The sequence below is a fragment of the Paenibacillus sp. FSL H3-0329 genome, from assembly GCF_037963285.1.
Taxonomy (GTDB): Bacteria; Bacillota; Bacilli; order Paenibacillales; family Paenibacillaceae; genus Paenibacillus_AQ; species Paenibacillus_AQ odorifer.
This window is the reverse complement of sequence record NZ_CP150150.1, coordinates 3,494,722-3,520,294: the sequence shown is the minus strand read 5'-3', so window position 1 is coordinate 3,520,294 and position 25,573 is coordinate 3,494,722. Positions and strand designations below refer to the sequence as shown.

Here is a 25,573-nt window from a genome sequence, read left to right as displayed (position 1 = left end):
TTCGATTTGTCAAACTACATTCGTGATTCAACCATTACAATATTTCGATATAGCCTTCTGTACCATGCACACGAATTCGTTGCCCATCTTTTATCAATTTGGTAGCATTCTCCACTCCGACAACTGCTGGTAAGCCATATTCACGCGCAATAACTGCCCCATGGGTCATTAGTCCACCAACTTCAGTAACTAGGCCTTTTACAGATACAAACAATGGAGTCCAGCTAGGGTCAGTGAATAAGGTAACTAATATATCTCCATCCTCTAGATCAGCATCCTCCATGTTTAAGATGACACGCGCTCGCCCCTCTATAACACCGGAAGAAACCGCTAGACCTACAATAGCTTCTGTTGGGAGGTTTTCTCGGTTGTACTTACCCGCAATAATTTCACCATCAGACGTGAGAACACGTGGTGGAGTTAGTTTTTCATATAATTTGTACTCTTCTTTTCGTTTGCTGATGATCTGGTAATCCAGTTTGCATGTACTTATGACTTCGCGAAGTTCTTCAAACGATAAATAGTATATATCTTCTTTTTCAGGAATAACTCCTGCTTGTACGAGTTGTTCGGCTTCTTTTAATAAAGCTTGCTTATAAACGAAGTAGCGATTAACCATACCGTATTTGGGGTATTCCCTAAACCCGCTGAAATTCCGGATGAGATCAATCATTCGTTTTGTTTCTTTAGCTTTTTGTTCACCATCGGGTAATTGCTTCAATCGATCTAATAGCTCTTGTTCTTTTTTCAAAGCTTCCTGTCGACCTTGCTCAAATTTCCGATGGCCAGCATTAGGTTCAAAGTTTTTGATATTACTAAGAATCATGGGGACAAGTGTAGTTGGTTTTTCGCTCCAACGAGTTCTTGTAAGATCGATTTCTCCGGTACATCGCATTCCGTATTTACTGAGATAGTCATAGAAAGCCTCTTGGGTTTCCTGCCCACCCTCAAAACTAACCAGTTCATCTAAGAAATTATCGTCTTTAACCTGCTGTAAATAATCAATGACTTCCGGATAAGGCCGAATCACATCAGCGAGATTGAGTAACGCCAGACCCATTTCCGAAGTAATATTGCCCTGTACAGATTGAGAAAGCGTATCTGCTACGTTTTTTTCACCTAACCATTCGTTTATTTTTTCATTGATCCATGCTGAAGCATCCATAGCCGCCATAATCACACGCATACTTTGTGGGTTGAATAGAATCTTCTTTAATTGCTGCATATCTTCCAGAATAAAATCAAACAACTCCGCCCCTGATTTGGTTTGAATGTTTTGTTGCAACTCTTCTATTGATGCTTGGTTGCTCTTAATGAGGTCAGAAACGATTGTCGGATCATTTTCGAGTTGTACTTGAGAATCACTAGGTGGCAGGCTTGTATTGCTTTTACTCGGAGTAGAAGCTTTTTCATTATCTGCCGAAAATTTTATAAAATCTTCTCGCTCTACGAGGGTTATGAGTGCGTCTTTTATGAGGGGATCAGATTTACCTAAGGCTTCTATGATCATTTCTCTGCTGCCAGGTGAAGCAAGACTTGATGTGACATCAACAAACAATCTTCCGCCAGCTGTACGCATAGGTGCAGGAGTCGTTAACAGGTAAAAAGCCAATCCCAGCGCTTTCATGGGATCTGTCATCATTTGTTGATGACCAACAGATACATAAACGTGGTTTTCTTGATCATTCGCTTCAGGGATGGGGAATAAAGTCGTGATTGGCCGACTCTGGACGATATAAAATGTATCCTCGTCCAAACACCATTCGATATCTTGTGGGCAACCAAAATAGGCTTCAATCTGTCTGCCTATCCTTGCTATTTTTAAAATTTGTTGTTCAGTAAGTGTTTGAGTCTTTTGCTGTTCGAGGTCGATCTGCCGGGTCTCTGTTCCGCCTTCTTTTAGTCCGTAGATAGCCAATTTTTTGGTTGCTATTCTCTTATCGACAATTTTCTCTTGCTGTACTTTATAACAATCGGCAGATACCAAGCCAGAGACCAGTGCTTCGCCAAGTCCAAAACTAGCATCGATGGATAGCAGTTTCCGGTTAGAAGTAATCGGATCAGCGGTAAATAAAATCCCTGAAGCCTGTGGAAAAACCATCCTTTGAACGATAACGGATAAATAAACTTGACTGTGGTCAAATCCATTTTGCATACGGTAGATTACGGCACGATCCGTAAATAGAGAAGCCCAACATTTGCTGATATGCTGAAGGATTGCTTCTATGCCGATGATATTTAAATAGGTATCTTGTTGACCTGCAAAAGAGGCATGTGGTAAATCTTCAGCGGTGGCACTAGAACGCACTGCATAAGCATGTTCATCACCAAGCTGGGTGAGATAGTGAGAAACTGCCTTCACAACATCGGAAGGAATTTCTGCTTCCATAATGATTTGCCGAATCTTCCTACTGATTTCACCGATTTGATCCCGATCTTCTACTTTTAGCATAGTTAGTTGATCCAACAAAGCATGATACGTTTGGTTCTGTTCGAGGGCTTGGTGATATCCTACTGTTGTAATACAGAATCCTTCTGGTACTTGTATTCCTTCTATTTTTGATAATCTCCCTAAATTTAACCCTTTTCCGCCAACGAGCAAAAGCTGTGTATTGTCCACTTCCTGAAAACCGAGAACTAAAGAACGCATTTATTATCGCTCCTAACTATTAAATTGAGAAAAAAATTGACAAGAATTTAACGGCATGATAATATAAATATATAAGATGCAATTATTATGCCTAACCTTTGAATATCAGTCGTGAGTTGATTATATCATCGTGTCTTTTCATATGCAATATATAAGAATCTGATGAGATAAATCAGGTTCTTTTTTTTGATTTCAGCTATCATTAGTGTTAAAGCAAATAAACCGCAGCCCCTCAAGTGGCCTACGGTTTATTTGCTGTAATATTAGAATGTCGTAATAGGGTATATTATAATCCCTTCACTTCAAACTCATAGATCCGCGCTGCCGTATCGGCTCCCTGCGTAGGTTTGAGAATCAATAATTTTACATAGCGGGCTTTTACTAACGCAATTGAATCAGTCGACTCGGCAGCCGAGTTTCCTTGGACGTTGACAACATCCGTCCAGTTCGTTCCGTCGCTGCTGATCTGAATCGTATAATCACTGGTATTAAAACCGGACCACTCTCCTCCGCTCTCAGCATGCTTGATGACAAAAGTGCTGAGTTGATGTTCGGCGCCGAGGTCAACCTGAAGCCAATGGGGCAGATTGCCAATTGCGCACCATTTACTGTTATCCGTCACTTTACCATCTACGGCGTTAGGTGCCCCTTCCTTTTCCCCGCAGGCATGATCGGCTGTTGCAGTTTTACCAAGTGCCAGATTTTTCACTGCGCTAGCTTCCTTGCTCACTGTGATGAGTGCTTTTTTCGTAATTGTGTCTTGGCCCGAGCTGTTGGTTGCAGTCAGCGTCACGCTATAAACGCCTTCCTGAGCGAACGTCACAACTGGGTTCTTCGATGTGCTGACCGCCGGGCTTCCGCTTTCGAAGGTCCATGACCATCCTTCTGTCACTTCAGTCGACAGATCAGTGAAGTTAACGCTCTCGCCTGGAGCCACTAGGGTACGATCAGCCTTGAACTCCGCAATCGGCTTAGGATAAGCTGGCCAGCTGATCTTCACGCTAGTGGTTTGACCTTGCTCGTATCTTCCATTGATGGCAACAACCTTCAATACTGTGACCGTTTCTTTGTCTATTCTTCGCATCTCAGGAACGTAAAACACATGATTTGGTGTTGCACCTATGAACATTTCACTACCATCTGGCAGTACACGATAGATTTCGTATTGTTTGACCTGCTGGTCAAGCTGTTTCCACTGTAATCGGGCGTCTCCATAAATACCATTGCGGAAATCGGATTGAGTGACCTTAAGATCGCGAACCGCGGGCAATGGTTTGATCGAGTCATTAGCATTTTGAATAGAGAGCTGGCCAATTTGAATGTTGTAATTATTAATCGCATCCTTAGAGTCAAAATACAGTGACAACGCTACGATCCGTTTCCCTTTGTATGGGGTCAAATTCAATGTTTCAGTAGTCCAGTCTGGCGATGTCTTATCCTTCACGTTAAGGAAGACATATTGGTTGGGATGGTCTGCGAAAGCGAGACCAACCTTCAGGCTTGGCTTATTTTGTGTTTTGTACGTAATAGACAGCTTTGTGCTTGCTTCGATCTTAAGGTCGGTCTTGTAGAGCTTCAGATGTGTCGCATTGTTAGGGTTCAGCACGCCTGATACCTTCAGCGAACTGCCGCCGTAATAGGCATCGGACCAATCGAGCACTGGTGAAAGCGGGGTACCTTTGCTGTCTGCAATCCAGCGCCAGGAGGGAAGAATATCCTGCAGACTCCGGTTGTTCCAGCCCTTATCCCGCACCTGCTTCCCTCGTACAAAATATTTCTGTCCGCTTCCCGTGTTGAAGTTAGTGGTGAAAGGCAGCTCATTTACTGGTGATGATTCGATCACATCGTTTGCGATACCTTTCCAGGCTTGATCGCTCGAGGTGTTACTCGGATTCCCGTTTGGACCCACCCAGAATTTGTTCTCGCGTACGAAGAATTCTTCCATACTCTCTGCGCTGTTAAAAGCCCAATCCGGGCGGTAAATACCAAGGGAAGTAACGGCAGGATCTTTATCCGGAAACAACAGATTCCAGTTCACCTTTGTATCGTAACCCTTGGCTTCGACATCGATGCCTGCATACAAGTCATATGGACTTCTGCCCAAGCTTCTAGCCTTCTCTGCCGAGCTTTTAAGATCCTTCCACCAAAAGTTCAGGAACATATTGTCTGTAATTTGCTTTTTATTGTCTTGCAGGAACATCGCATTCTTGTCGTTAAGTGCATTTTGCCAACTGATACTGCCCTCATTGGTCATGGAATCATACCATACGATGTGCATAGAATTTGACTTGTGTGATTCCAGATAACTTAGGAAAGCTTTCATTTGCTGTGCGTCGGCCGGTGTTCCGCCCTCAGTCTCCTGGTTAATAAACCAGCCGTCAAATCCGTAATGGCTCGCAACCTGGATCAACTTGTCAGCAGCAGGAAAGGAGCCGTCACTATTCTGCTGAAGCATCTGCTTGACCCATTCATACTTCCCGCCATATACGGTTGGTGGGAAGAACACCGTTCCGATAATCGGCACGCCATTTTTATGAGCTGCGTCGATCGTATCAGCGCTTGGAGGTACGATGATCCCTTCGCCCGCGGAACCACCCCAATAGACCAGCTTGTCAACATATTGCCAATAGGTAAATGTGTTAGCTTCGAATTTGCTTGAACCCTGCGATGGAACTCCGCTTGTTCCCGGGTTCAGTGCTGATAAAGCCATGACTTTTGGCGCTTTGGTTGCATGAGCGTTGACTCCATCTGCTACAAAACGGTCCTGCAGCGGGACTGTGCTCCGGTTAAATGCCGCATCCGGGTCGGATGCCGGACTCCACTGAAGCAATTGCTCCGGAAACCAATAGGATGAATAAGGCTGTTTCGCGAACGCAGTTGTGGATAAGGCTGCGCACATCACAAGTAAGAATATAAAACCTGCCCCAATCTTTTTCATGCCATACTCCTCCAATCGATAGATTAAATGATTGCGCTTACATTTTATCAAGTTGAACAAAGCTATAGATAGTGGATTAATGGCAAGTTCAGGTGCAATTATTACAGGTCGTAAGTCTAAGGTCAATAATCTCAGTGGGGAATTTGCTCCTATAAATTTGATATTTATATACAAAAAGCCGCAATTATGCGGCTAGTAAATGTAAATGTATAGGATAAGGTAAAGTGTATAGTTATTACGCTTTCAGGTTTAAAAGAAAATGCCGTGTGTCCTGATAAGCATCTGTCCAGCCCATCTTAGCATAGAATCGAAGTCCATCGAGTCCCTTAAAATAATAGGCACCGATTAGCCGCTCCTCAAAATTCGGGGTCACTATTCTAGCTTTCTCTTGATAGTTTTGATACGCGTTAATGACATTACACCAAGGCATATGCTTGTCGAGAATCGCAAGGTCTATGAGAGAATCGCCATACATGCAATTTCCATCAATAATGCTGGTTATCCTTGTTCCGTTGGACAAAATATTCCACTGTTGAAAATCTCCGTGTATAAAGCTTCTATTAGATTCATTATAGGGTACGTAGGTCATCAAACGACTATAGATTTCTTCGTATACGTCTCTTTCCAAGCAAGACGTGCGGAAGAGTTCATGCCAATTCTCCCAGAATGTCCCCGTCTGATCTTCCGCATTTACAGCAATGACGAAGTCTTTCCAAGATGAATAGGAGCCATTGCCGTCAGGCCCGATCCAACCATACCCGTTAGTTCCCCCAATATCCGTTTCGGCCATTCTTGTTAAAATGCCGATAATTCCAGGCATCAGCCGGGTTTGTTCCTTTGCTGAACAATCGGATAGATTGCGACCTTCCATTCGCTCCATGATCAAATAGGTTAACTGATTAGTCCTCCCTAACCCCAAACATTTTGGGAAAGGGATACCTTGGTCGAGTAGCAAATTGGATACAAATTGTTCGGTCTCATATGCTCGTTCCAAATCGCTGAATTTAACAACATAGTCTTTTCCTTCGAGAATAAAAGAAAACACGTTGCTAATATTGCCGCCAGACATCGGTGTAATCTCAGCTGCTCCCTGTCCAAGATGATTCCACAGTACTTTTTCAATTTCACTCATGGTCAATTCCGGTTTTTCGTAAACCATTTTTACTCCAACTCCTGCTTATTTGAGTCTACTATGAATTTATCCGCAGCATATCATAAACACCATCATCCTAAATATCTCGTTCCTCATACTCAAAGGGTTCATCACATGAGTAAATTTCATGGAAAAACCCTACATATGGGATATCGTCTTCTAGACATTTTATACGATATGACAGCTCTTCATCGCATTCCGGCTCTTCACCATTGTTCCGCATTACCTCGAATGCATCAACGATGTTTTCCATGAGGGTTACTTGGATAAATAATGGCAATGTATCTAACATCGAATCTTCGATCCTGGTCTCGGATCTGTAGCCACCAAGGACTGTTTTAAAATAATCATCCATAAACTTTTTGCGTTTATCAGTATCTTGTTCAAATTGTATCCAGCCCACTCCAAGTGTCCAGAGATTTGCCAGGTCATACATATACCAACAAAAACAGGAGTTATCGAAATCAAACACAGTTATTTGCCCTGTATTAAAATCGATCATATAATTCCCATCGCAGTAATCAAAATGGACCATCCCAAAAGACTCGTGATGCCTGTCCATCCCTTCTAACGTTGTAAGGAGATCTACCAGCTTCTCCTTCAACAGAGATAACGAGTCAGGTATTAGCTTATCTATATAATCGGCATTGTATTTATCAAAAAAATCATACCGAGAATGGACAGGCGTATATCCCTTCGATAATTGATGCATTTTTCCAAGGACTTTACCGCAGTTATAATAGTATTCCGTAATAGGAACGCCTTCCCGATACTGATAATTATTTTCCACGAGCATACCCCCCTTGGCCTTTACAAACAAGCAGACAAAAAAGGTATGATTATTAAGAGTTATCGTTTCCAGCAGATTCCCCTTCTGGGAGTTAACCACATTCGAAACACTGCCGCCATGCTCGTACAAGTACCTGATATATTCCACTTCACCCAGAATATCTTCTCGGCTTCTGTCGCTTAAGAAGGCAATTCTGATTATTTTTGCTTCAGAATCAGCTTTATCACAGTTATATGCAACATTCCGTCCTCCTTCATGTGCATTGATAAGCCTGATTTCATAACCTTCCAATCCGTACAATTCCATCACTAATGGAAGTATGTGTGTATCAGCAATTTTAATAACCTCGTTATAATTCAGAATATCTCTCCTCTCAACTCCTTCAATATATGGTTAGTTTACCAGCTCCAGCTGATAAACTGCATGGAGAAAACAACTATAACTGAAATATCCTGCTTCATTAGGTCATCGTTCCTAGGTACACACGAATTAAAATATCTTGGTCATGATTACCGAATCCAGCCCCATAAAGTGTCAAACCACCAACATTAACAGCCTTCTCGTCAACTGCGAAACGAAGCGTCCAGAATTGTTCCCGTAGCAAAATATCTGCGACAGTAATGTCCGACATCCTTTCTTCATCAATAAATGTGCCCGAAGTATCAATGCGGATCGTCTTCAATAACCCGTATTGATTTACATTCCGATGCCACCAATCCGGAGTATATATGCCTCGTGCCGCTCTTCCAAAGTCTGCCGGACTGGTCCAAGTTCCAAGCTTCACACCGTTAAAAAAGAACTCAATATCCGAAGGCCAATGATCTCTCAAGCCCGGGGCTTCAGAAGCAATTTCCATTGAAATCTCGATGGCGTCGGGCATTTGACCGGGAAGTAAGTAGTTAGGCGTTTTGTACTCTACGTAACCTCTCCCAAACCACAAAATGCCGGCGTTGACCCGCTCGGGATCCAGAAAATAGCGGGGATCGTCCCAAACCCCAATTTCTTTCTCTTGTGTCCCAAGACCACATGTAGGCTGAACATCAAACGAAGTATAATGACCGACTGAAATGGTCTGCTCTCTGATCCTCGGGGTTTGAGTGGCAGTGGGGAGTTCGATCTCAACTCTTTTTTGTTTAAGGAAGCACATTTTGTGCGTTCCTCCGTTTAGGCGTACCCTGTGGCTTCCTATAAGTCCAGCTTGTTCGAGCTTTCGGATATGCATAGTAACTATGGAAGGGCTAAGCTCTAACTTAGCCGCGATCTCCTTCACATTCATTTCATTATCTGCAATGAGGCTCATAATCCTCCATCTGACTTCGCTTGCCAGCGCTTCATACAACGCCATGAATTTTGCTTCACCGTTTGCTTTGATCATCATCATAATCACCTGACCTGTGCTTATTGAAATTACATATATATTAATTTAATAAATATAACGTATATCTTCAACCCCGATTCATTGAAAACCCATAAGCAATAGTGTTTAATTTTCTTAGTAGTTAAATATATTGAATTCATATTTATATAAATTTATTAATGAGGTGGAGAAATGAAATACAATAATCCGGTCATCAAAGGGTTTTATCCTGATCCCAGCGCATGTAAAGTTGAAGACACTTATTATTTGGTCTGCAGTTCCTTTCAGTATTTTCCCGGTGTTCCGATTTTTGAAAGCAAAGATTTAATTAATTGGACCCAAATCGGTCATTGCTTAACCCGAAAGAACCAGATTCAACTGGATACTGTGGACAGCTCCGGTGGTGTATTCGCCCCCACCCTGCGGTACAATAATGGACGATTCTACATGACGACCACTAATGACACTTTGCGCCAGAACTTCTATGTCTGGACTGACAATATTTACGGCGAATGGTCTGATCCGATTAATGTAGATCAAGGCGGTATTGATCCGGACTTGTATTTTGAAGACGGCAAAACGTATTTCATGAGTAATGGGACAGACGATTACGGAGTTAATGGTATAATCCAATGTGAAATTGAAATTGAAACTGGGCAGAAGCTGTCGCCAAGCCGTTCAATCTGGCAAGGATCCGGTGGGCGTTATTTGGAGAGTCCTCATTTATACAAAATTAATGAACAATACTATCTGCTAGCAGCTGAGGGCGGAACCGAATATGGGCATATGGTCACTTATGCAAGGGGCAATTCTCCTGCTGGCCCATTCGAAGCCTATCCGCATAACCCCGTATTGACTAATCGAAATTTAGGCGGTTACGAGCTTCAGGGTGTTGGTCACGGAGATTTGGTACAAGATCATGAGGGGGATTGGTGGCTGTTACATCTTGGATTCCGGCAGACTGGTCAGTATCTTACCTATCACCATTTGGGGCGTGAGGTTTTTCTAACTCCGATTACCTTTGGCGAGGATGGATGGTTTACAGCAGGTCATGAAGGTACCACTCTAATAAGTTTCGAGACTGATCGTATTGCGGACACAGTCATTCAGCAGGAGAAAGAAGTCTATACGTTCGAGAACACAGATTGGAATTTGGACTGGTGTTACCTGCGTCACCCGGTTACAGAAAATTATCGGTTAGAAGCTGATAAAATAAAGCTTAAAGGAACTCCAATAACGTTAGATATCCCGGCTACCCCGACATTTATTGGTATTCGTCAAAAAGACTTTAACGCGATTATTTCATGCGAAGTCAGCCTTACGAATGGTGAAGCCGGAATTACGCTTTACATGGACGAAAATCACCATTATGACTTGGCCTTGCGTAAACATCCAGAGGGTTATGAGATTATCGAACGGCTGAATATCGGAGATATCAAATCCATTGCAAAAACAAAACATATAGGTCAATGTAACCATGCTTCATTAGTTGTCAAAAGCAGTCCAACGCATTATCACTTTTATATCCAGGTAGACGGTACTGAGATCTTACTCGGAGCTGCGCAAACCAAATATTTATCCTCTGAAATAGCCGGAGGATTCACAGGTGTGCTTATTGGTTTGTACGCCACTGGAGAAGACCAAGATTATAATGCGATATTCACAAATTTTAGCTGCCTTTATTCTTAAACCTCCAAATTAGAATGAACTGTACAAGGCTAAGGGTGTTCTTATAAATAAAAGATGGGTTAACCCCTTAATTATGGTTAACCCATCTTTTATCAAAACCAATAAGATCCTAAGAAAAATTAGATATCCAGCTTCCTAGTACTTAACGCTTTTACCATTACAGGATCTCTATGTGAAAAGAACAAACTCTCTTTTGTGTCTAACAGCGCAATTTGTTCTATATCCTCTGAATTTAATTCAAAATCAAAGATATTAAAGTTTTCAATTATTCTTTCTTTCCGGACAGACTTTGGAATCACAACAACTCCTCTTTGCGTCAACCAGCGTAAAACCACTTGGGCAACAGATTTATTATATTTTCGAGCTATTGATACTAAAACTTCGTTCTGGAACATGTTGTTTTTACCTTCAGCAAATGGACCCCATGATTCGATCTGAACATTGTTTTCTTTCATGAATGCAGCACTTTCAATTTGTTGGCAGAATGGATGTGTTTCAACTTGATTAACGGCAGGCGTTACTTCATTATGAATAATCAAATCAATCAGACGATCGTTCTGGAAGTTACTTACGCCAATCGCTCTGATTTTTCCTTCACGGTACAATTCCTCCAGCGCCCGCCAAGAACCATGCACGTCGCCAAAGGGCTGATGAATTAAATACAAATCCAAATAATCAAGTTGCAATCTTGAAAGGGATTTTTCAAATGCTTCCTTTGTACGTTCGTATCCGGTATCTTGAACCCATAATTTCGTAGTAATAAATAGATCCTCTCTTGGTACTCCACTCCGTTTGATGGCTCTTCCCACCGCTTCTTCGTTTAGGTAAGAGGCTGCGGTATCTATCAGTCGATAACCTGACATGATCGCATCGTAAACAGCTTGTTCACATTCAGCTTCATCTTGAATTTGAAAAACTCCAAAACCAAGTATCGGCATTTCAACACCATTGTTCAAAATAACTTTTTGCATAAAAAATCCTCCTATTAGTTGATGATACACCTCTAGTTAGAAGTGTGTACTATCAATTTCCATTTTAGACAAAGCTTCATTTAGTCTATCTACATCTTCCTTTGTTAATTTCAGATCAGCTCCATATAGGTTTTCTTCTAATCTGTTTAATTTTGTAGTGCCTGGAATTGGAATGATATATGGTTTTTGAGCTAATTCCCACGCTAATACGACTTGAGCCGGTGTTGCATTTTTACTTTCTGCAACTTGAGTAATTAAATCTAATAACACTTGGTTATGATCAATCACATCAGGTTTGAATCTTCCCATGAAACTTCGATAGTCATCTTCATCATATTTGGTTTCCTTAGTATATTTACCACTTAAGAAACCATTTCCTAATGGACTGTAAGCGATAAAAGCAATTCCTAACTCTTCACAAAGTTCAAACAACTCTTTTTCCGGTTCACGCCACATCATGGAGTACTGATTTTGGGTTGCAGTAATCGAACAAACAGCATGTGCTCGTTTCATATAATCAATCGGTGCATTTGAGACACCCCATGTTTTAATCTTCCCTTCAGCTATTAAATCTTTCATTGTTTCTGCGACAGCTTCAGGTTCGACATTCGGATCCACTCGGTGCTGATAATATAAATCAATACAATTGACCCTCAGCCTGTTTAATGAACCTTCTATTTGCTCACGAATAGAATCTGGTGTGCTATTTAAAATAAGTTGAGGTTGACCGTCTACAGCTTCTTGTCCTAAAATTCCAAATTTAGTTGCAATCACAACTTGATCTCTTTGTGGTGCAAGAGCTTCGCCTACTAATTCCTCATTGGATTGTCCATAAAAAGCAGCAGTATCAAAGAAATTACATCCTAGTTCAACTGCTCTGCGAATTAATTTAACCATTTCATTACGATCTGCTGGCTTTCCATAGGCATGATCCATTCCCATACAGCCAAGCCCTATTGCCGAAACTTCCAAGCCACTATTTCCTAATTTACGCATTTGCATCTGAGATCTTCCTTTCGCATGAAGTTCAGTCAAAGTTCAACGTTCAACGTAGTCTGCATTATTTTCAGCACGTTAATTCAGCTAAATTAGTTTGGGTACTATTTTAGTATGCAACAATTTTTCACAAAACAGATATCATAATAGTATTAAATCATTGCCTATTCCTCTCATTTTAACGAATAGACAGATATATGAGTCACTTTATAGCGACTACAAGGATTTCAAACCGAATCTTAAGATTAGATAAATATTGATTCTGCTCCCTTTAAAACAAATTCCCCACAGGTAATAATGGATACAAACCTACTATTGGAGTGAACAGTAATGATTAACATACTCGTTGTTGAAGATGATAAGCATGTAAGAAGACTTCTTGAAGCTGTTCTGAAACGCGAAGGATACGATGTAGTAACTGCTGAAGACGGAGTTAAAGCTTTGGAGGTCCTAGATTCACAACATATTGATCTGATCATTCTGGATATTATGATGCCTAATATGGATGGTTATGAATTCGCCAAGGAAGTAAGAGATGCCGATAGCTTGGTCCCCATTCTTATGGCTACAGCAAAACAGCTGCCTGAAGATAAGAAAAAGGGGTTCCGGATTGGAACTGATGATTATATGACCAAACCCATTGATACCGAAGAAATGCTGCTCAGAATCCAAGCGCTGCTTCGCCGTTCGCAAATCGCAAGTGCCCGTAAATTAGTAGTGGGTAAAGTGATCCTTGATTATGACGCATTGACAGTAACCCGGGAGGACGAGAAACAAACGCTTCCGCAAAAAGAATTCTATTTGTTGTATAAGTTATTGTCCTATCCTGAACGGATTTTCACGCGCATCCAGCTTATGGACGAAATATGGGGCATGGAAAGTGAAAGTACGGATACAACCGTTAATGTGCACATCAATCGTCTGCGGAAACGGTTTGACGCTTATCCAGAGTTTGAACTGGTTTCCGTCAGAGGTCTTGGATACAAGGCGGTGCGAAGCCAGTGAGCAAAATAAGTAACAAGCTTAACAACAGAATCAGCCTTCCCATCTATTTTTCCCTTATCATATTTTTCATCTTTCTTATTACCGTTGTGATTACAGGACTACTCTTCTTTCTCGCACAGGTTTTTGGTTTGTTGAACGAAGAGCTTGCCCAGGATGGATTCGTACTACCCATAATGGTATTAATCGCTTGTACAATTATCGGTACCACGATATCAGCCATCACAAGCCGGAAAATGGTAAAATCCATCCGGATATTTATTGAGGCCACAGAGCGTCTTGCCAGCGGTGACTTCTCCATGCGGCTCCAGCTCAAAAGCCCGCCAGAGTTTGAAATTTTATCAGAGAATTTTAACCGGATGGCTGAAGAGCTTGGGGGTATCGAAATTCTGCGAACCGATTTTGTGAATAATTTTTCCCATGAATTCAAAACACCGATTGTATCTATCAAGGGATTTGCCGAAGTCTTAAAGAACGATGATCTTACCAAAGAAGAACGGAATGAATATCTAGATATTGTCATTGAGGAATCGACCAGACTTGCCTCCCTTGCTTCGAATGTACTGGAGCTGACACAGGTTGAGACGCAAAAGATTCTGACAAACAAAATGAGGTTTAATGTTGGGGAACAAATTCGCCAATCTGTGCTTTTGCTAGCTGCCAAATTTGAGAAGAAGCACCTGAAGCTAAATGTTAATATTCAGGATTATGAACTCTCCGGCAATAAGGAGCTTTTAAATCAAGTTTGGTTAAATTTATTGGATAACGCGATCAAATTCACTCCTGAACATGGCGAAATTGAAGTTAACATGAAGAGAAACGAAGATAACGTGGTGATTCTAGTTCGTGACTGCGGAAGCGGTATTCATCCGGAGGCTCTTCCCAAGATATTCGATAAATTTTATCAGCAGGATACTTCCCACTCGACTGCAGGCAATGGACTTGGATTAGCAATTGTTAAAAAAATCATTCATCTACACAATGGAACCATTTCTTGCGAAAGCATTCCATTACAAGGAACCACATTTACAGTAACGATTCCAATTGGAATATAGTACGAGCCCTGGAGAACCTCATCGTTCTTTCAGGGTTTTTTCATTTTTCAGAAAAGTTAACTTTCAGTTTATCTTCATTCGTTATCATATAAGCAACACCACATAAAGGAGTCAGATGTATGGTAACTATACTTAAGTACTTAAAACCGAAGGAATGGGCCCTAATCGGTATCAGCATCCTATTCATTGTTACACAGGTATGGTTGGATCTGGAATTGCCCGGTTATATGAGCGAGATTACTCGTCTTGTACAGATACCAGGAAGCGAAATGAGCGAAATCATTGCAGCCGGAGGCTGGATGTTGCTCTGTGCCCTCGGCAGCTTAGCCACATCAATCATAGTGGCAGGGATCGCCGCTAAAATTGCCGCTAACTTCTCTTCAAGATTACGCTCCAAATTGTTTGATAAGGTACAGTCTTTTTCTATGGAAGAAATCAACAACTTCTCTACAGCTAGTTTAATTACCCGTTCAACGAATGACATTACACAAGTGCAAATGCTGATTGTCATTGGTCTGCAACTGCTGGTGAAGGCTCCCATCCTTGCCGTTTGGGCAATGCTCAAAATTACAGGCAAGAGTTGGCAGTGGTCGCTTGCTACCGGTGTCGCAATTGGGGTATTGATTCTTATTGTCGGCATAGTGATCGTGCTTGTGCTTCCGAAATTCCAAAAATTGCAGCAACTGACTGATAATCTTAATCGTGTTGCAAGAGAGAATCTTACCGGTCTTCGTGTCATTCGTGCTTATAATGCGGAAAGTTACCAGGAAGATAAATTTAGCGTAGCCAACAGCGAGCTTACCCGAACGAATTTATTTGCCAACAATGTACTGTCCATGATGATGCCAAGTATTTCTCTCATTATGAGCGGTTTAAGTCTCGCAATATATTGGATTGGTGCTATTTTGATTCAAAATGCCAATGGTACGGCGAAGATGGGCTTATTTTCAGATATGATTGTCTTCTCATCCTATGCGATGCAGGTGGTTATGGCATTCATGATGCTGATCATGATTTTTATCCTGATGCCTCGTGCCCATGTATCCGCTAAAAGAATCAATGAAGTGTTGGATACTAAGCCAAGCTTAGAGAACGGATCACTTACTACCTCCAAGACAAATCGGTTGGGTGAAGTCGAATTCAAAAAAGTCAGCTTTAAATATCCGGATGCAGAAGAATACGTTATTGAGGATATCAGCTTTACGGTGAAAAAAGGAGAAACTGTGGCCTTCATCGGTTCAACCGGATGCGGAAAAAGTACTGTAGTGAACCTGATCCCTCGCTTTTATGATGCTACAGCAGGTGAAGTGTTGGTGGACGGTATTAATGTTAACCAATATGAGCAAACTGCACTGCGCAATAAAATGGGATATGTATCTCAGAAAGCGATTTTGTTTGGCGGCACGGTGAGCTCTAATGTTGCTTTTGGCGACAATGGCAGTGATCTGTCCTCTGATGTTGTAGATGCCATTTACACCTCTCAAGCTTCAGATTTTGTTGAAAAGATGGAAGGAAGCTACGAGGCTCATGTCTCTCAAGGCGGTACGAACTTGTCTGGCGGTCAAAAGCAACGTCTTTCCATTGCCCGAGCCATTGCCCGTTGTCCTGAAATATTGATCTTCGACGATTCCTTCTCAGCACTTGATTATAAGACGGATCGCAAATTGCGTAGTGAATTGAAGAAGAAATCTAGCGGTACGACGATACTAATCGTTGCGCAGCGGATCGGTACAATCAAAGACGCAGATAAAATCATTGTACTGGAAGCCGGACGAATGGCAGGCATGGGAACACATGATGAATTGATGCAGACCTGTGATGTCTACCAAGAGATTGCTTACTCACAACTTTCAAAGGAGGAGCTAGCTTAATGAACAAAAGCAAAGAGCAACTCAACACGTGGAGCAAACTTCTCCACTATTGCAGAAAATATATCCCTGTAGTTCTTATAGCTATTATTAGTGCAGCAATCGGTACGGTTCTGACTCTGCTTGGACCGGATAAGCTTTCGGAGATGACAGACTTGATCACTGCGGGCCTCGTCACCGGTATTGATATGGAAGCAGTAACTTCTATCGGCCTTTTCCTTGTATTTATCTATATCCTTAGCGCTGTGTTATCTTTGGTACAAGGATTAATTATGTCCGCAGTTACGCAAAAGGTCTCCAAAAACTTAAGAGCCGATCTCTCACGCAAAATGAACAAACTTCCGATCTCTTATTATAATAATTCTACAACCGGTGACATCCTGTCCCGGGTTACCAACGATGTGGATACGATCGGGCAAGCTTTAAACCAAAGCGTCGGCACACTGGTAACTGCCCTTGCCCTCTTTACGGGATCCATCATCATGATGTTCAAAACAAATGTGATCATGACTATTACGGCGGTTGTTGCAACTATCATTGGCTTTGGCCTCATAGCGGCAATTATGAAAAAATCCCAAAAGTATTTTCAAAGTCAGCAAGAATACTTAGGGAAAATCAATGGCCATGTGGAGGAAGTATATACAGGACATACTGTAGTGAAAGCCTACAATGGTGAATCGCAAATGCGCAATACATTTGAATCCCTGAATATGAATCTTAAAGATAGTGCATTTAAAGCGCAGTTCCTCTCCGGTCTTATGATGCCGATTATGATGTTTATAGGCAATCTAGGTTTTGTGGCCGTTTGTGTAGTTGGTGCTGTACTTGCTATGAACGGAACGATATCCTTTGGGGTCATTGTAGCCTTTATACTGTATGTCCGTTACTTTACACAACCGCTCTCTCAGATTGCTCAAGCCGCACAAAGTCTGCAATCGGCTTCCGCGGCAAGCAAACGTGTCTTTGAGTTCCTCGATGCTGACGAAATGGACAATGAAAGTCATAAAGAAAGACATCTTAAAACTGCTGTGGGCAAAGTTGATTTTGAACATGTGCAATTTGCTTATGAAAATTCAGATAAACTTGTGATTAAAGATTTTTCTGCAGAGATTAAGCCTGGGCAAAAAATTGCTATAGTCGGTCCTACCGGCGCAGGTAAAACTACACTGATAAATCTTCTAATACGGTTTAATGAATTAAAGGGCGGAGAAATATATATTGATGATACCCCCATCAGCAGCTTAACAAGAGAAAACATCCATGATCTATTCTGTATGGTCTTGCAGGACACCTGGCTTTTTGAGGGCACTATCAGAGAAAATCTAGTGTACAACAAAACAGGTGTAACCGATAAAGAAGTTGAAGATGCTTGTAAGTCGGTAGGCTTGCATCATTTCATTCAGACCTTAAGTGCCGGTTATAATACCATACTAAATGACAAGGTTAATTTATCCACGGGCCAAAAGCAACAGCTTACGATCGCCCGCGCGATGCTCAAAAATGCCCCAATGCTCATCCTCGATGAAGCTACAAGCTCAGTCGATACAAGAACAGAGCTCTTGATTCAGCAGGCAATGGATAAGCTCATGGAGGGAAGAACCTCTTTTGTTATTGCGCATAGACTCTCAACCATTAAGAACGCCGATGTAATTCTGGTTCTGAAGGAAGGCGATATCCTGGAAAGCGGCAGCCACGAAGAACTACTTGCCAAAAATGGTTTTTATGCGGAGCTTTATAATAGCCAATTCGACCAAGCCTCTTAAAGCCTAGTTGACACTGTGAATTATATAGCGAAAGTCAAAAGGACCTACTCATTGTTCTTATCCAGAACAATGAGTAGGTCCTTTATTTGCTATGAACACATATCATCTACTGGCAAGGAATTCATCAAGCTGTTTTTGCTTTTCAGCAATGACTTTATCTAGGCCGGCCGATTTTTGGGCGGCGATAAATTTCGGCAATTCTTTGTCCAGATCAACCGAGCCGGTCTCAAGCATCTTTTGATATTCTCTTAGAACGTTTGCTAGTGCTCCGACTTCGGATTTGACTGGCTCGCTGTCAAAGGTGAAGCCCAGTGCCGGCGATGATTTAGCGCCTTCGTTGAACTTTTTGAACTGCTCCCACTTGTCTGGAGCTTCCGAACTCCAGACATAGTTCAGGAATTGATTTCCCAGCTCCCAAGCGACGCCCGGTGCGTACTGTCCTGACTTCTCCGTCTGCGTCATAACATTACCATTAAGTGTAAAGTGTGTACCTTCAATACCGAAGTTAAGCAGATTAATAATCTCTTGATCTGTATGAAGCAGGTTAATCAGCATCATGGCGCGTTCCGGGTTCTTAGACGTTGATGAGATGGCTAACATGGCGCCGGTAGTCTCCGATGTGGCGACCGTTTTACCTGTTAAAGTAATTTGTGCAAGCTTGCCATCAAGTCCTGTCGCGGATGCGATTTCTTCTGCTTTGCCTGGCTTAAGAGGCTCTACAGTGGAAAATACATTGCCCGTCTTATAAGCATCAAGGGATGACGTTTGGGAAGTGGCCGCATCTTTGTTAAGATACCCCTTCTGGAAGAAATCACGGGTTACTTTTAATGCATTTAAGTATTGTGGATACTCTTCGGCCGGTTTGACTGTCGCTTCCGTGCCATTCTTATCGATAGCGCCAGGTATCGTCGTATCACCTAAAAAATCCAATTCCACAAAGGAGTGAGAGGCGAACGTGCCACCCGTTGTATACAGCGGATACATGGTTGGCTTCTTCTCTTTAACGATCTTATAAACGGCATCTAAATCTTCGATCTTTTGCACTTTACTCATGTCAATGCCGAGTTCATCAGCGATATCCTTCCGGTACACAATGCCCCCTGACGATGCCAATTCTTTATTCGTAGGGACTGCATAATTTTTGCCGCCGATTTTGGAGCCATCGAGAAAAGCTGGATCTAAGCTATCCTTAATGCCCTGGCCATACTGATCGAGCAAGGGACCGAGATCTAAGTAAGCACCTTTGGCAACGTTCTTTGCATACCCGTTCCATGAGGCTGTAAATAGAATGTCTACGGGCTCTCGAGAAGCGATGATGAGGTTAGTCTTATCATCCCATGCTCCCCAATCGATTGGTGCGATATCTACCGTCGCGTTGATTTTTTCGGTCAAGATCTTGTTCAGCGCTTCCTCGACGATAGCCTCGTCCGCCTGTGGAGCTCCTTCGTAGACCAACTTTATTTTATAAGGCTCCAGCTTCGAGGGCTCATTGGATGTGTTATCGGTGGTTGAATTCGCTGATGAGCTCGGTGTGGCGCTTTCTTTTCCGGCATTATCCGGTGTAGCGTTGTTCGAGTTGTTTGAATTGCCGCAAGCCGTAGTGCCTACTGCTGAGATAAGCATCAGTGTGAGAAGCAGTGAAGCCTTGCTTTTCGTATCCTTCATTTTCAAGTAATCCCCCCGTAAAATAGAATGATATGCTAAACCATATACTGGTTTTAGCCGTTTCCGTGCCCACGTAAGTGATCGGCAATCTTAGCCTTTAACGGAGCCTACTGTCAGGCCTCTGATAAAGTATTTCTGGAAGAACGGGTAAGCAAATACAATAGGTCCAACACCTACAACCACCATCGCCATACGCACGGTTTCACTCGGGAAGTTGATCATTCCGCCAGCTCGGGTAATTTCAGCCATCGCGTTCGGGTTACTGGATAAGTACTGGATGTTGACCATCATCTTGTAAAGAAAGTACTGCACGGATATATTGTGGTTGTCTGTAATAAACATTAGGCTTAGGAACCAGTCGTTCCAGTATGTCAGTGTTTGGAACAGTGCAACGGTTGCCAGAACCGGCAGAGATAATGGCAATACAATTCGGATAAATATCCGTAGCTCCCCTGCCCCATCTATTTTTGCTGACTCCAGCACAGCTTCAGGTACGGTCTCCTTAAAGAAAGTGCGCATGATCAGTACCCAGAATGCGGACATGATCAGCGGCATGATCAGTGCCCAAAGTGTATCTTTTAATTCCAGCATCTGTACGTATACCAAGTACCAAGGGACTAAGCCGCCGGAAATCAGCATCGTTAGAAAAACAAAAAATGTAAAATACTTTGCCTGCGGAAAATTATTCCGTGAAATGGGGTACGCATACAGAGCTATTATGATGACACTTAGTATCGTACCTATCACCGTGACGGTTAGTGAGATTCCATAGGAATGAACGATTTGACTGATATCTTTCATTAGGAATCGATAGGCTGCCAGATTGAAATTTTCGGGCATAAATCGATATCCGTGTGTCATAACGGACTGCTCATCGGAGAACGATACCGAAAGAATCAGCAAAAGCGGTAGGATACAGAGCGCCGAATAGATGACAAAGAAGATGTTGATGAGGGTTGACGCCCATCCCGACAGCTGATTCTTTGGATTGGACCCAGATAAGGATTTACTCATTGTATTGGTCATAAGGGCTCCTCTCTTAGAACAGCGCGTTCTCGCGGTTAAAGCGGCGAACGACCCAATTAGATACAAAAACCAAGATGAAACCAACGACTGATTGGAACAGGCCTGCTGCTGAGGAAAGTCCGATATCCCCAACGGTCAGGAAGGTGCGGTAGACATAGGTATCGATAACGTTTGTCACAGGGAACAATGCCCCCGATTCACGTGGCACTTGGAAGAATAGGCCAAAGTCGGCATTGAAGATCCGGCCAACCTGCAGCAAAGTCATAATCGTGAGGACAGGCATGATCAAGGGAATCGTGATTTTCTTGATCTGTTGCCACTTGTTTGCCCCATCAATTGTCGCGGCTTCGTAGTACTCCTCGTCGATACCAATGATTGCTGCCATATACACAACCGTGTAGTACCCCATGTTCTTCCACGTGTTAATGATCGGCAAAACGATCGGCCACACTTCTTTCGTGAAGTACCAGCGTACGGAATCAAGACCAAGCGCCGGCAGCAACGTGCCGTTGAAGTATCCTCGCTCGTCGCTCATGAACCCATACACTAAGTACGAGATGACGATCATCGACAGGAAGTATGGCAGGAACATGATCGTTTGGTGTAGCTTCGAGAGGAAGCGGTTCTTCATCTCATTAAGCATCAAGGCGAACCCTAGAGGAAGCGCCATGTTCAATACAATAAACAGCGAATTATAAAGCAATGTGTTGCGAATGATGATGTACGAATCCTTCGAGGCAAACAGGTATTCGAAATTTTTCATCCCTGTCCAGGGGCTTCCCAGGATACCGTCCTGGTAATTGATTGTTTTAAAGGCAATAACGATCCCGAACAAAGGGATGTAGTTATTTATTACAAGCAGAACGATTCCCGGCAGCATCATTGCGTAGAACATCCAGTAAGTACGAATATTCTTCACGATGGAAAAATTACGTACAGTACGTATTGGTTTCCTATTTGTAGGAAGCGGCATAGCTTTCAATAGAGTTGTTGCACTCCTTTCACTGTCTTACACACTCCCCACACCGTTGTTTAGGCGGTAATGGGGAGTTCAGGTTTTCACTATTGAGCCGTAACGTCAATTGTGACGTTACTTATTGAGGTTCTGTTCCCCACTGAAGAGCGCCTGCGATATAGCCAGTTGTATGGCTCCAATCGATGTAAGTCGAATCGGTCGGATCGAAGGAGTAATCTCCCGTCTGCGTGTAGTTCGTCCAATCGGTCTTGTTCACGCGGATCTGAAGCTCAATGCTGGCTCCAGCTGCCAAACTTCCGGCTCCGCTCGTAAAGCCGATTTCCAGATAATGATCAGATCCTGTCAAAGGAGCCGGCAACTTGACGAAGTCGCCAGTTACGTTGCTACTGCCGACAGTGGACCAATCGCACCAGAAATTCTGGTCCTTCTCCCCATCGATCGTGTAATAATAATGAAGCTTCACGTCGGACAGATTGATGGCAGTGGTACCGGTGTTCTTCAGCTTTATCCGAGGGCTCAACGAATTGCTCGTTGCCGTAACAGGAGAATTGTACTGCTGCACTTTGATAGAACCACTTTCGGCAGTGGGGGTATCGACCACGGAGACCTCAAGATTCGCACTTACTCCTGCGCTAAAGTTGAACGTCAGCGTTGTTGTTCCCACCGGTTGGGCAGCCAGATATGCCTTCTGAATCGTCACTGTCGTGCCTGATACGGTGTAGTCCGTACCAGCAACTAGGGCAGTCGTGCCATTATTAATGCCGATGAGTGTGTTATCGTTCAGCGTCAAGGTCACCGGAATGTCGGTCTGATTCGCGGGTTGCTTGTCAAAGGCAGCGGTCGTCGGACTGATCGTCGAGTTAATAACCGACGAATCGTTCACAGCAACGGATAGCGTAGCAGATGAACCGGCGTTAAACAGGAAAGTGAGGTTGACCGTGCCGATTGGCTGCTGCGCGAGATAGCTCTTGTGTAGAGTGACCGTGTTACCCGAAACGGTATAGTCTGTGTCCACAACCAGAGATGTCGTACCGTTCTTAATGTCGGTGAGCGTGTTGCCGTTCAACGTTAGGGTCACCGGAATATCAGCTTGATTTGCGGTTTTCTTATCAAAGGCAGCAGTCGTTGGATTAATGGTCGAGTTGCTGCTATTTCCGGTTGCGAATGCGGCAATGAATACCAACCCTGAATTCCAATAAACGGTATGTTCATTTGTAGTCCATTCTTGGAAGTTATCGGTATAGTTTTTGGCTGCAAATCTTGATATCTGGTTTCCTACAGTTATGTCGTTGGAGTATTTATTCGGTCCTCCGACCAGATATCCCTTAGGTACACCAGGTAAACCATCCGTTCTATACATGATGCTGAACGGATATTTCACGCTGTTATCGCCGTAACCTGATACAAAAGATACGCCTACCGGGTTCTGCCCCAGAATCCAGTCTAACTGGCTATTGTTAATCTCATTAATGATAGCGCGGTTGCTCTCAAAAGTTCCCAGCAATTTCGTACCGATGATCATTTCCATCGGTGTGTCCGCAACCTGCATGGTGATTCCCCAATAGTAGTTACCATCTTTTATGATGCTTTTCCAAGGGCTGTCGTTGTATCTGCTCACTTTGTCATTGAACCATTGCTGGAATTTATCCGAATACCAGCTTAAGACTCCAGAGTCCGGATTAGCGGCTTTCAGATAGCTGAAGAAGCCTGTATTCCAGGTGTTTGCCCAACCACTGGCGAAATCAAGGGTATCCTCAAAAAATATTCCCATATCAGTGTAATTCGCCAGAAAATAATCGTTGTATTCGGCATCGCCGGTCGATCGGTACAGAGAGCCAGCAGCCCACAGACGATTCGAAGCGTCATCCGTCACATCGTAAGGCCATCTGCCCGTGTTAGGCGTCCGAATATTTTCCGGATGTGCTTCCAGGTACCCCCATGCGTCTATTGCCGCATCCAAGCAACTTTGGGCAAAAGCCGGATCAATATTCTGATACATTAAGTAGGCATGTGCCAATACACCGGCTGCGGTAGCTGTATCGGCGGTCGTTTTGATATCAGTACGCGAGCTTACCGTATCCTTATCGATAATTTCTCTGTCTACCATATTGTCGTCATCCTGAAAGGTCACTCGCGCATAGAAACCGCCAGTTGCAGCATCCTGCATTTTGAGCATCCATTCCAGTTCCCATCTTGCCTCATCCAGGATGTCGGGAATGCCGTTTCCGCTCTCAGGAATATTAAATTGATTGTCCGTAAATTTCTCCGGCATCATTTCATAGGCCCAGAAGAGATCCGACAAGGCTTTGGCTCCTGCGTTAACGTACTTGCCTTTATCGCCCGCATCGTACCATCCCTTGGAAACATCTTTTTTGATGGAAGGATTGGACATTAAAGGCACTGCGGTGTCAGGAGTAAAATCTGTTCTTTGATAATTTTGAGTGTATGGGCTGGTAATATTAATCCCGGTTCTCTGGTAATAGAAGTATCTCGTTACGTCATTTAAAAAGGGTTCATAGATTTCGTTAGCTTCGCTGATAGTGAACTTGGGCGAATTCTGAAGACCCTGAACTGAAACATAATATTTTCCCGGAATCGTTAAATTTGTGAAATCGGCGGTAAAAATACGCTCCCCGCTGTCAATAGCATCATAATTCTTGGTGAGTACAAGCGTTCCGGAGTAAGCTGTGGAATTATTTGTGGCGTTAATAACGTTAAACGGAGTACCTGCATCGACCGTGAGCACATCCTCAAAACCGGTTACGAGCGCTTGCTTTACTCCATCTACGGGATAACCTAATTGATTGACCTTGATGGGTGCGTACTCTTTTTCCTTATCGGGAGACGTAACCCTAATGTCATTAAGCCAGACTTTTAAAGGTTGAAAACCATTATTCTTGATGGATAATGCATCTATGGAAGATACATCAATTCCTTGGGAGACCTGAATTAGATCCTTTAACGGGATCTTCACATGGGTCCAACTTGTAGTAATGCTGACGTAGTTGTTAATGTTTACTGTAGTGGTAATTTCATTGCCGGCAGCTCTTTCGAATACCCGGTCTTTGAAGCCCAGTAAAAAGGACTCTCCACCCGCATTTCCTTTGATATTAAACTCAAGGAATCCATTTGGATGATAAGAGGTAAAGTCATACGCTTTCCAGCCGGCAACCGTAATTAAAGCGTTGTACCAGGAAGGACTGGTAGGCGTCTTCGCATTCAACAATAATGAAGGCAATCCATTGTACATTGCTGTAGAATCTATGGGCAGCTTGCTGTTCTCCGTCTCCAATCCAAACCCGCTATCTCCTGCCCAGCCATCGGATATATTACTGAATATTTGGTAATCTAGTAAGTCTCTCCATCCTGCAGGCGCTTCGGGGGTTGCCGCATTAGTCTTGATCGGATTTGAAAAAAAGATAGTCACAAACATAGTTAATGCCAGAAACACGCTTACTTTTTTCCTCATTACCTCTCCTCCTAAAAAGTTTTGTGAGCATAAACTGCTTCGCTCCGCTTCAAACAAAACTCAGTTCGAAAGTTTACACTTAGTTGTGAGAGTTACTCTATGATTAGCTTCGTATACCATCACCTCTTTTTATTGAAAACGCTTTCTAATAAAATCATTTTAATTCAATAAGTTAATCCTGTTATATAGAAGAAATAAAGGAACA

At 42.9% G+C, this 25,573-nt stretch carries 16 protein-coding genes; 5 read left to right on the top strand and 11 right to left on the bottom strand.

Going from position 1 to position 25,573, the window contains the following annotated elements:
- Window positions 1–34: 34 nt before the first annotated feature.
- The 5 genes from ppsA to NSQ66_RS15435 form a co-directional block, all read right to left on the bottom strand.
- Entirely contained in the window at window positions 35–2,650 is a 2,616-nt protein-coding gene (gene ppsA / locus NSQ66_RS15455; RefSeq protein ID WP_076141246.1) for a phosphoenolpyruvate synthase, read from the bottom strand.
- 286 nt (window positions 2,651–2,936) lie between these two features.
- Window positions 2,937–5,588, bottom strand: a complete 2,652-nt coding sequence (locus NSQ66_RS15450) for a discoidin domain-containing protein (protein WP_076141245.1) — start codon at window positions 5,586–5,588, stop codon at window positions 2,937–2,939.
- A gap of 235 nt (window positions 5,589–5,823) precedes the next feature.
- Entirely contained in the window at window positions 5,824–6,747 is a 924-nt protein-coding gene (locus tag NSQ66_RS15445; RefSeq protein WP_038571204.1) for an aminoglycoside phosphotransferase family protein, read from the bottom strand.
- Between the two features lie 70 nt (window positions 6,748–6,817).
- Window positions 6,818–7,837: a phosphotransferase gene (locus NSQ66_RS15440; protein ID WP_170914197.1), complete on the bottom strand. Its 1,020-nt coding sequence runs from the start codon at window positions 7,835–7,837 to the stop codon at window positions 6,818–6,820.
- A 154-nt stretch (window positions 7,838–7,991) separates the two neighbouring features.
- The gene (locus NSQ66_RS15435) at window positions 7,992–8,906 is read right to left on the bottom strand and encodes an ArsR family transcriptional regulator (protein ID WP_036677185.1); all 915 of its coding nucleotides are present in this window, start codon (window positions 8,904–8,906) and stop codon (window positions 7,992–7,994) included.
- 174 nt (window positions 8,907–9,080) lie between these two features.
- Between NSQ66_RS15435 and NSQ66_RS15430 the strand changes: the two genes are divergently transcribed.
- The gene (locus NSQ66_RS15430; protein ID WP_076141244.1) at window positions 9,081–10,577 is read left to right on the top strand and encodes a glycoside hydrolase family 43 protein; all 1,497 of its coding nucleotides are present in this window, start codon (window positions 9,081–9,083) and stop codon (window positions 10,575–10,577) included.
- A 119-nt stretch (window positions 10,578–10,696) separates the two neighbouring features.
- On the opposite strand, the gene NSQ66_RS15425 is transcribed toward NSQ66_RS15430, so the two are convergent.
- Together NSQ66_RS15425 and NSQ66_RS15420 are read right to left on the bottom strand one after the other, a co-directional pair.
- Window positions 10,697–11,548: an aldo/keto reductase gene (locus NSQ66_RS15425; RefSeq protein ID WP_036677189.1), complete on the bottom strand. Its 852-nt coding sequence runs from the start codon at window positions 11,546–11,548 to the stop codon at window positions 10,697–10,699.
- Between the two features lie 36 nt (window positions 11,549–11,584).
- Window positions 11,585–12,550 (bottom strand): aldo/keto reductase, encoded by a 966-nt coding sequence (locus NSQ66_RS15420; RefSeq protein WP_036677191.1) that lies wholly within the window; start codon window positions 12,548–12,550, stop codon window positions 11,585–11,587.
- A 324-nt stretch (window positions 12,551–12,874) separates the two neighbouring features.
- Between NSQ66_RS15420 and NSQ66_RS15415 the strand changes: the two genes are divergently transcribed.
- The 4 genes from NSQ66_RS15415 (at window position 12,875) to NSQ66_RS15400 (ending at window position 18,232) form a co-directional block, all read left to right on the top strand.
- Entirely contained in the window at window positions 12,875–13,549 is a 675-nt protein-coding gene (locus NSQ66_RS15415) for a response regulator transcription factor (protein WP_036677195.1), read from the top strand.
- Window positions 13,546–14,601: a HAMP domain-containing sensor histidine kinase gene (locus tag NSQ66_RS15410; RefSeq protein WP_081383663.1), complete on the top strand. Its 1,056-nt coding sequence runs from the start codon at window positions 13,546–13,548 to the stop codon at window positions 14,599–14,601. The genes NSQ66_RS15415 and NSQ66_RS15410 overlap by 4 nt, the downstream gene beginning before the upstream one ends.
- A 119-nt stretch (window positions 14,602–14,720) precedes the next feature.
- Window positions 14,721–16,472: an ABC transporter ATP-binding protein gene (locus NSQ66_RS15405; RefSeq protein WP_036677198.1), complete on the top strand. Its 1,752-nt coding sequence runs from the start codon at window positions 14,721–14,723 to the stop codon at window positions 16,470–16,472.
- Window positions 16,472–18,232 (top strand): ABC transporter ATP-binding protein, encoded by a 1,761-nt coding sequence (locus NSQ66_RS15400; RefSeq protein ID WP_036677200.1) that lies wholly within the window; start codon window positions 16,472–16,474, stop codon window positions 18,230–18,232. The genes NSQ66_RS15405 and NSQ66_RS15400 overlap by 1 nt, the downstream gene beginning before the upstream one ends.
- Before the next feature lie 102 nt (window positions 18,233–18,334).
- Here NSQ66_RS15400 and NSQ66_RS15395 read toward each other — a convergent pair whose 3' ends face one another.
- The 4 genes from NSQ66_RS15395 to NSQ66_RS15380 form a co-directional block, all read right to left on the bottom strand.
- Window positions 18,335–19,897, bottom strand: coding sequence for an ABC transporter substrate-binding protein (locus NSQ66_RS15395; protein ID WP_076141243.1), 1,563 nt, complete (start codon window positions 19,895–19,897; stop codon window positions 18,335–18,337).
- 90 nt (window positions 19,898–19,987) lie between these two features.
- Window positions 19,988–20,923: a carbohydrate ABC transporter permease gene (locus tag NSQ66_RS15390; RefSeq protein ID WP_081383287.1), complete on the bottom strand. Its 936-nt coding sequence runs from the start codon at window positions 20,921–20,923 to the stop codon at window positions 19,988–19,990.
- A 13-nt stretch (window positions 20,924–20,936) separates the two neighbouring features.
- The gene (locus tag NSQ66_RS15385) at window positions 20,937–21,896 is read right to left on the bottom strand and encodes an ABC transporter permease subunit (RefSeq protein WP_051490977.1); all 960 of its coding nucleotides are present in this window, start codon (window positions 21,894–21,896) and stop codon (window positions 20,937–20,939) included.
- Between the two features lie 121 nt (window positions 21,897–22,017).
- Window positions 22,018–25,368, bottom strand: coding sequence for a glycoside hydrolase family 9 protein (locus NSQ66_RS15380; RefSeq protein WP_076141242.1), 3,351 nt, complete (start codon window positions 25,366–25,368; stop codon window positions 22,018–22,020).
- Window positions 25,369–25,573: the final 205 nt, after the last annotated feature.

Excerpts from the sequence above, each read along its gene's own strand:
- ppsA (WP_076141246.1), bottom strand. The coding sequence starts at position 2,650 with ATGCGTTCTTTAGTTCTCGGTTTTCAGGAAGTGGACAATACACAGCTT.
- NSQ66_RS15450 (WP_076141245.1), bottom strand. The coding sequence starts at position 5,588 with ATGAAAAAGATTGGGGCAGGTTTTATATTCTTACTTGTGATGTGCGCA.
- NSQ66_RS15445 (WP_038571204.1), bottom strand. The coding sequence starts at position 6,747 with ATGGTTTACGAAAAACCGGAATTGACCATGAGTGAAATTGAAAAAGTA.
- NSQ66_RS15440 (WP_170914197.1), bottom strand. The coding sequence starts at position 7,837 with ATGGAATTGTACGGATTGGAAGGTTATGAAATCAGGCTTATCAATGCA.
- NSQ66_RS15435 (WP_036677185.1), bottom strand. The coding sequence starts at position 8,906 with ATGATCAAAGCAAACGGTGAAGCAAAATTCATGGCGTTGTATGAAGCG.
- NSQ66_RS15430 (WP_076141244.1), top strand. The coding sequence starts at position 9,081 with ATGAAATACAATAATCCGGTCATCAAAGGGTTTTATCCTGATCCCAGC.
- NSQ66_RS15425 (WP_036677189.1), bottom strand. The coding sequence starts at position 11,548 with ATGCAAAAAGTTATTTTGAACAATGGTGTTGAAATGCCGATACTTGGT.
- NSQ66_RS15420 (WP_036677191.1), bottom strand. The coding sequence starts at position 12,550 with ATGCAAATGCGTAAATTAGGAAATAGTGGCTTGGAAGTTTCGGCAATA.
- NSQ66_RS15415 (WP_036677195.1), top strand. The coding sequence starts at position 12,875 with ATGATTAACATACTCGTTGTTGAAGATGATAAGCATGTAAGAAGACTT.
- NSQ66_RS15405 (WP_036677198.1), top strand. The coding sequence starts at position 14,721 with ATGGTAACTATACTTAAGTACTTAAAACCGAAGGAATGGGCCCTAATC.
- NSQ66_RS15400 (WP_036677200.1), top strand. The coding sequence starts at position 16,472 with ATGAACAAAAGCAAAGAGCAACTCAACACGTGGAGCAAACTTCTCCAC.
- NSQ66_RS15395 (WP_076141243.1), bottom strand. The coding sequence starts at position 19,897 with ATGAAGGATACGAAAAGCAAGGCTTCACTGCTTCTCACACTGATGCTT.
- NSQ66_RS15390 (WP_081383287.1), bottom strand. The coding sequence starts at position 20,923 with ATGACCAATACAATGAGTAAATCCTTATCTGGGTCCAATCCAAAGAAT.
- NSQ66_RS15385 (WP_051490977.1), bottom strand. The coding sequence starts at position 21,896 with ATGCCGCTTCCTACAAATAGGAAACCAATACGTACTGTACGTAATTTT.
- NSQ66_RS15380 (WP_076141242.1), bottom strand. The coding sequence starts at position 25,368 with ATGAGGAAAAAAGTAAGCGTGTTTCTGGCATTAACTATGTTTGTGACT.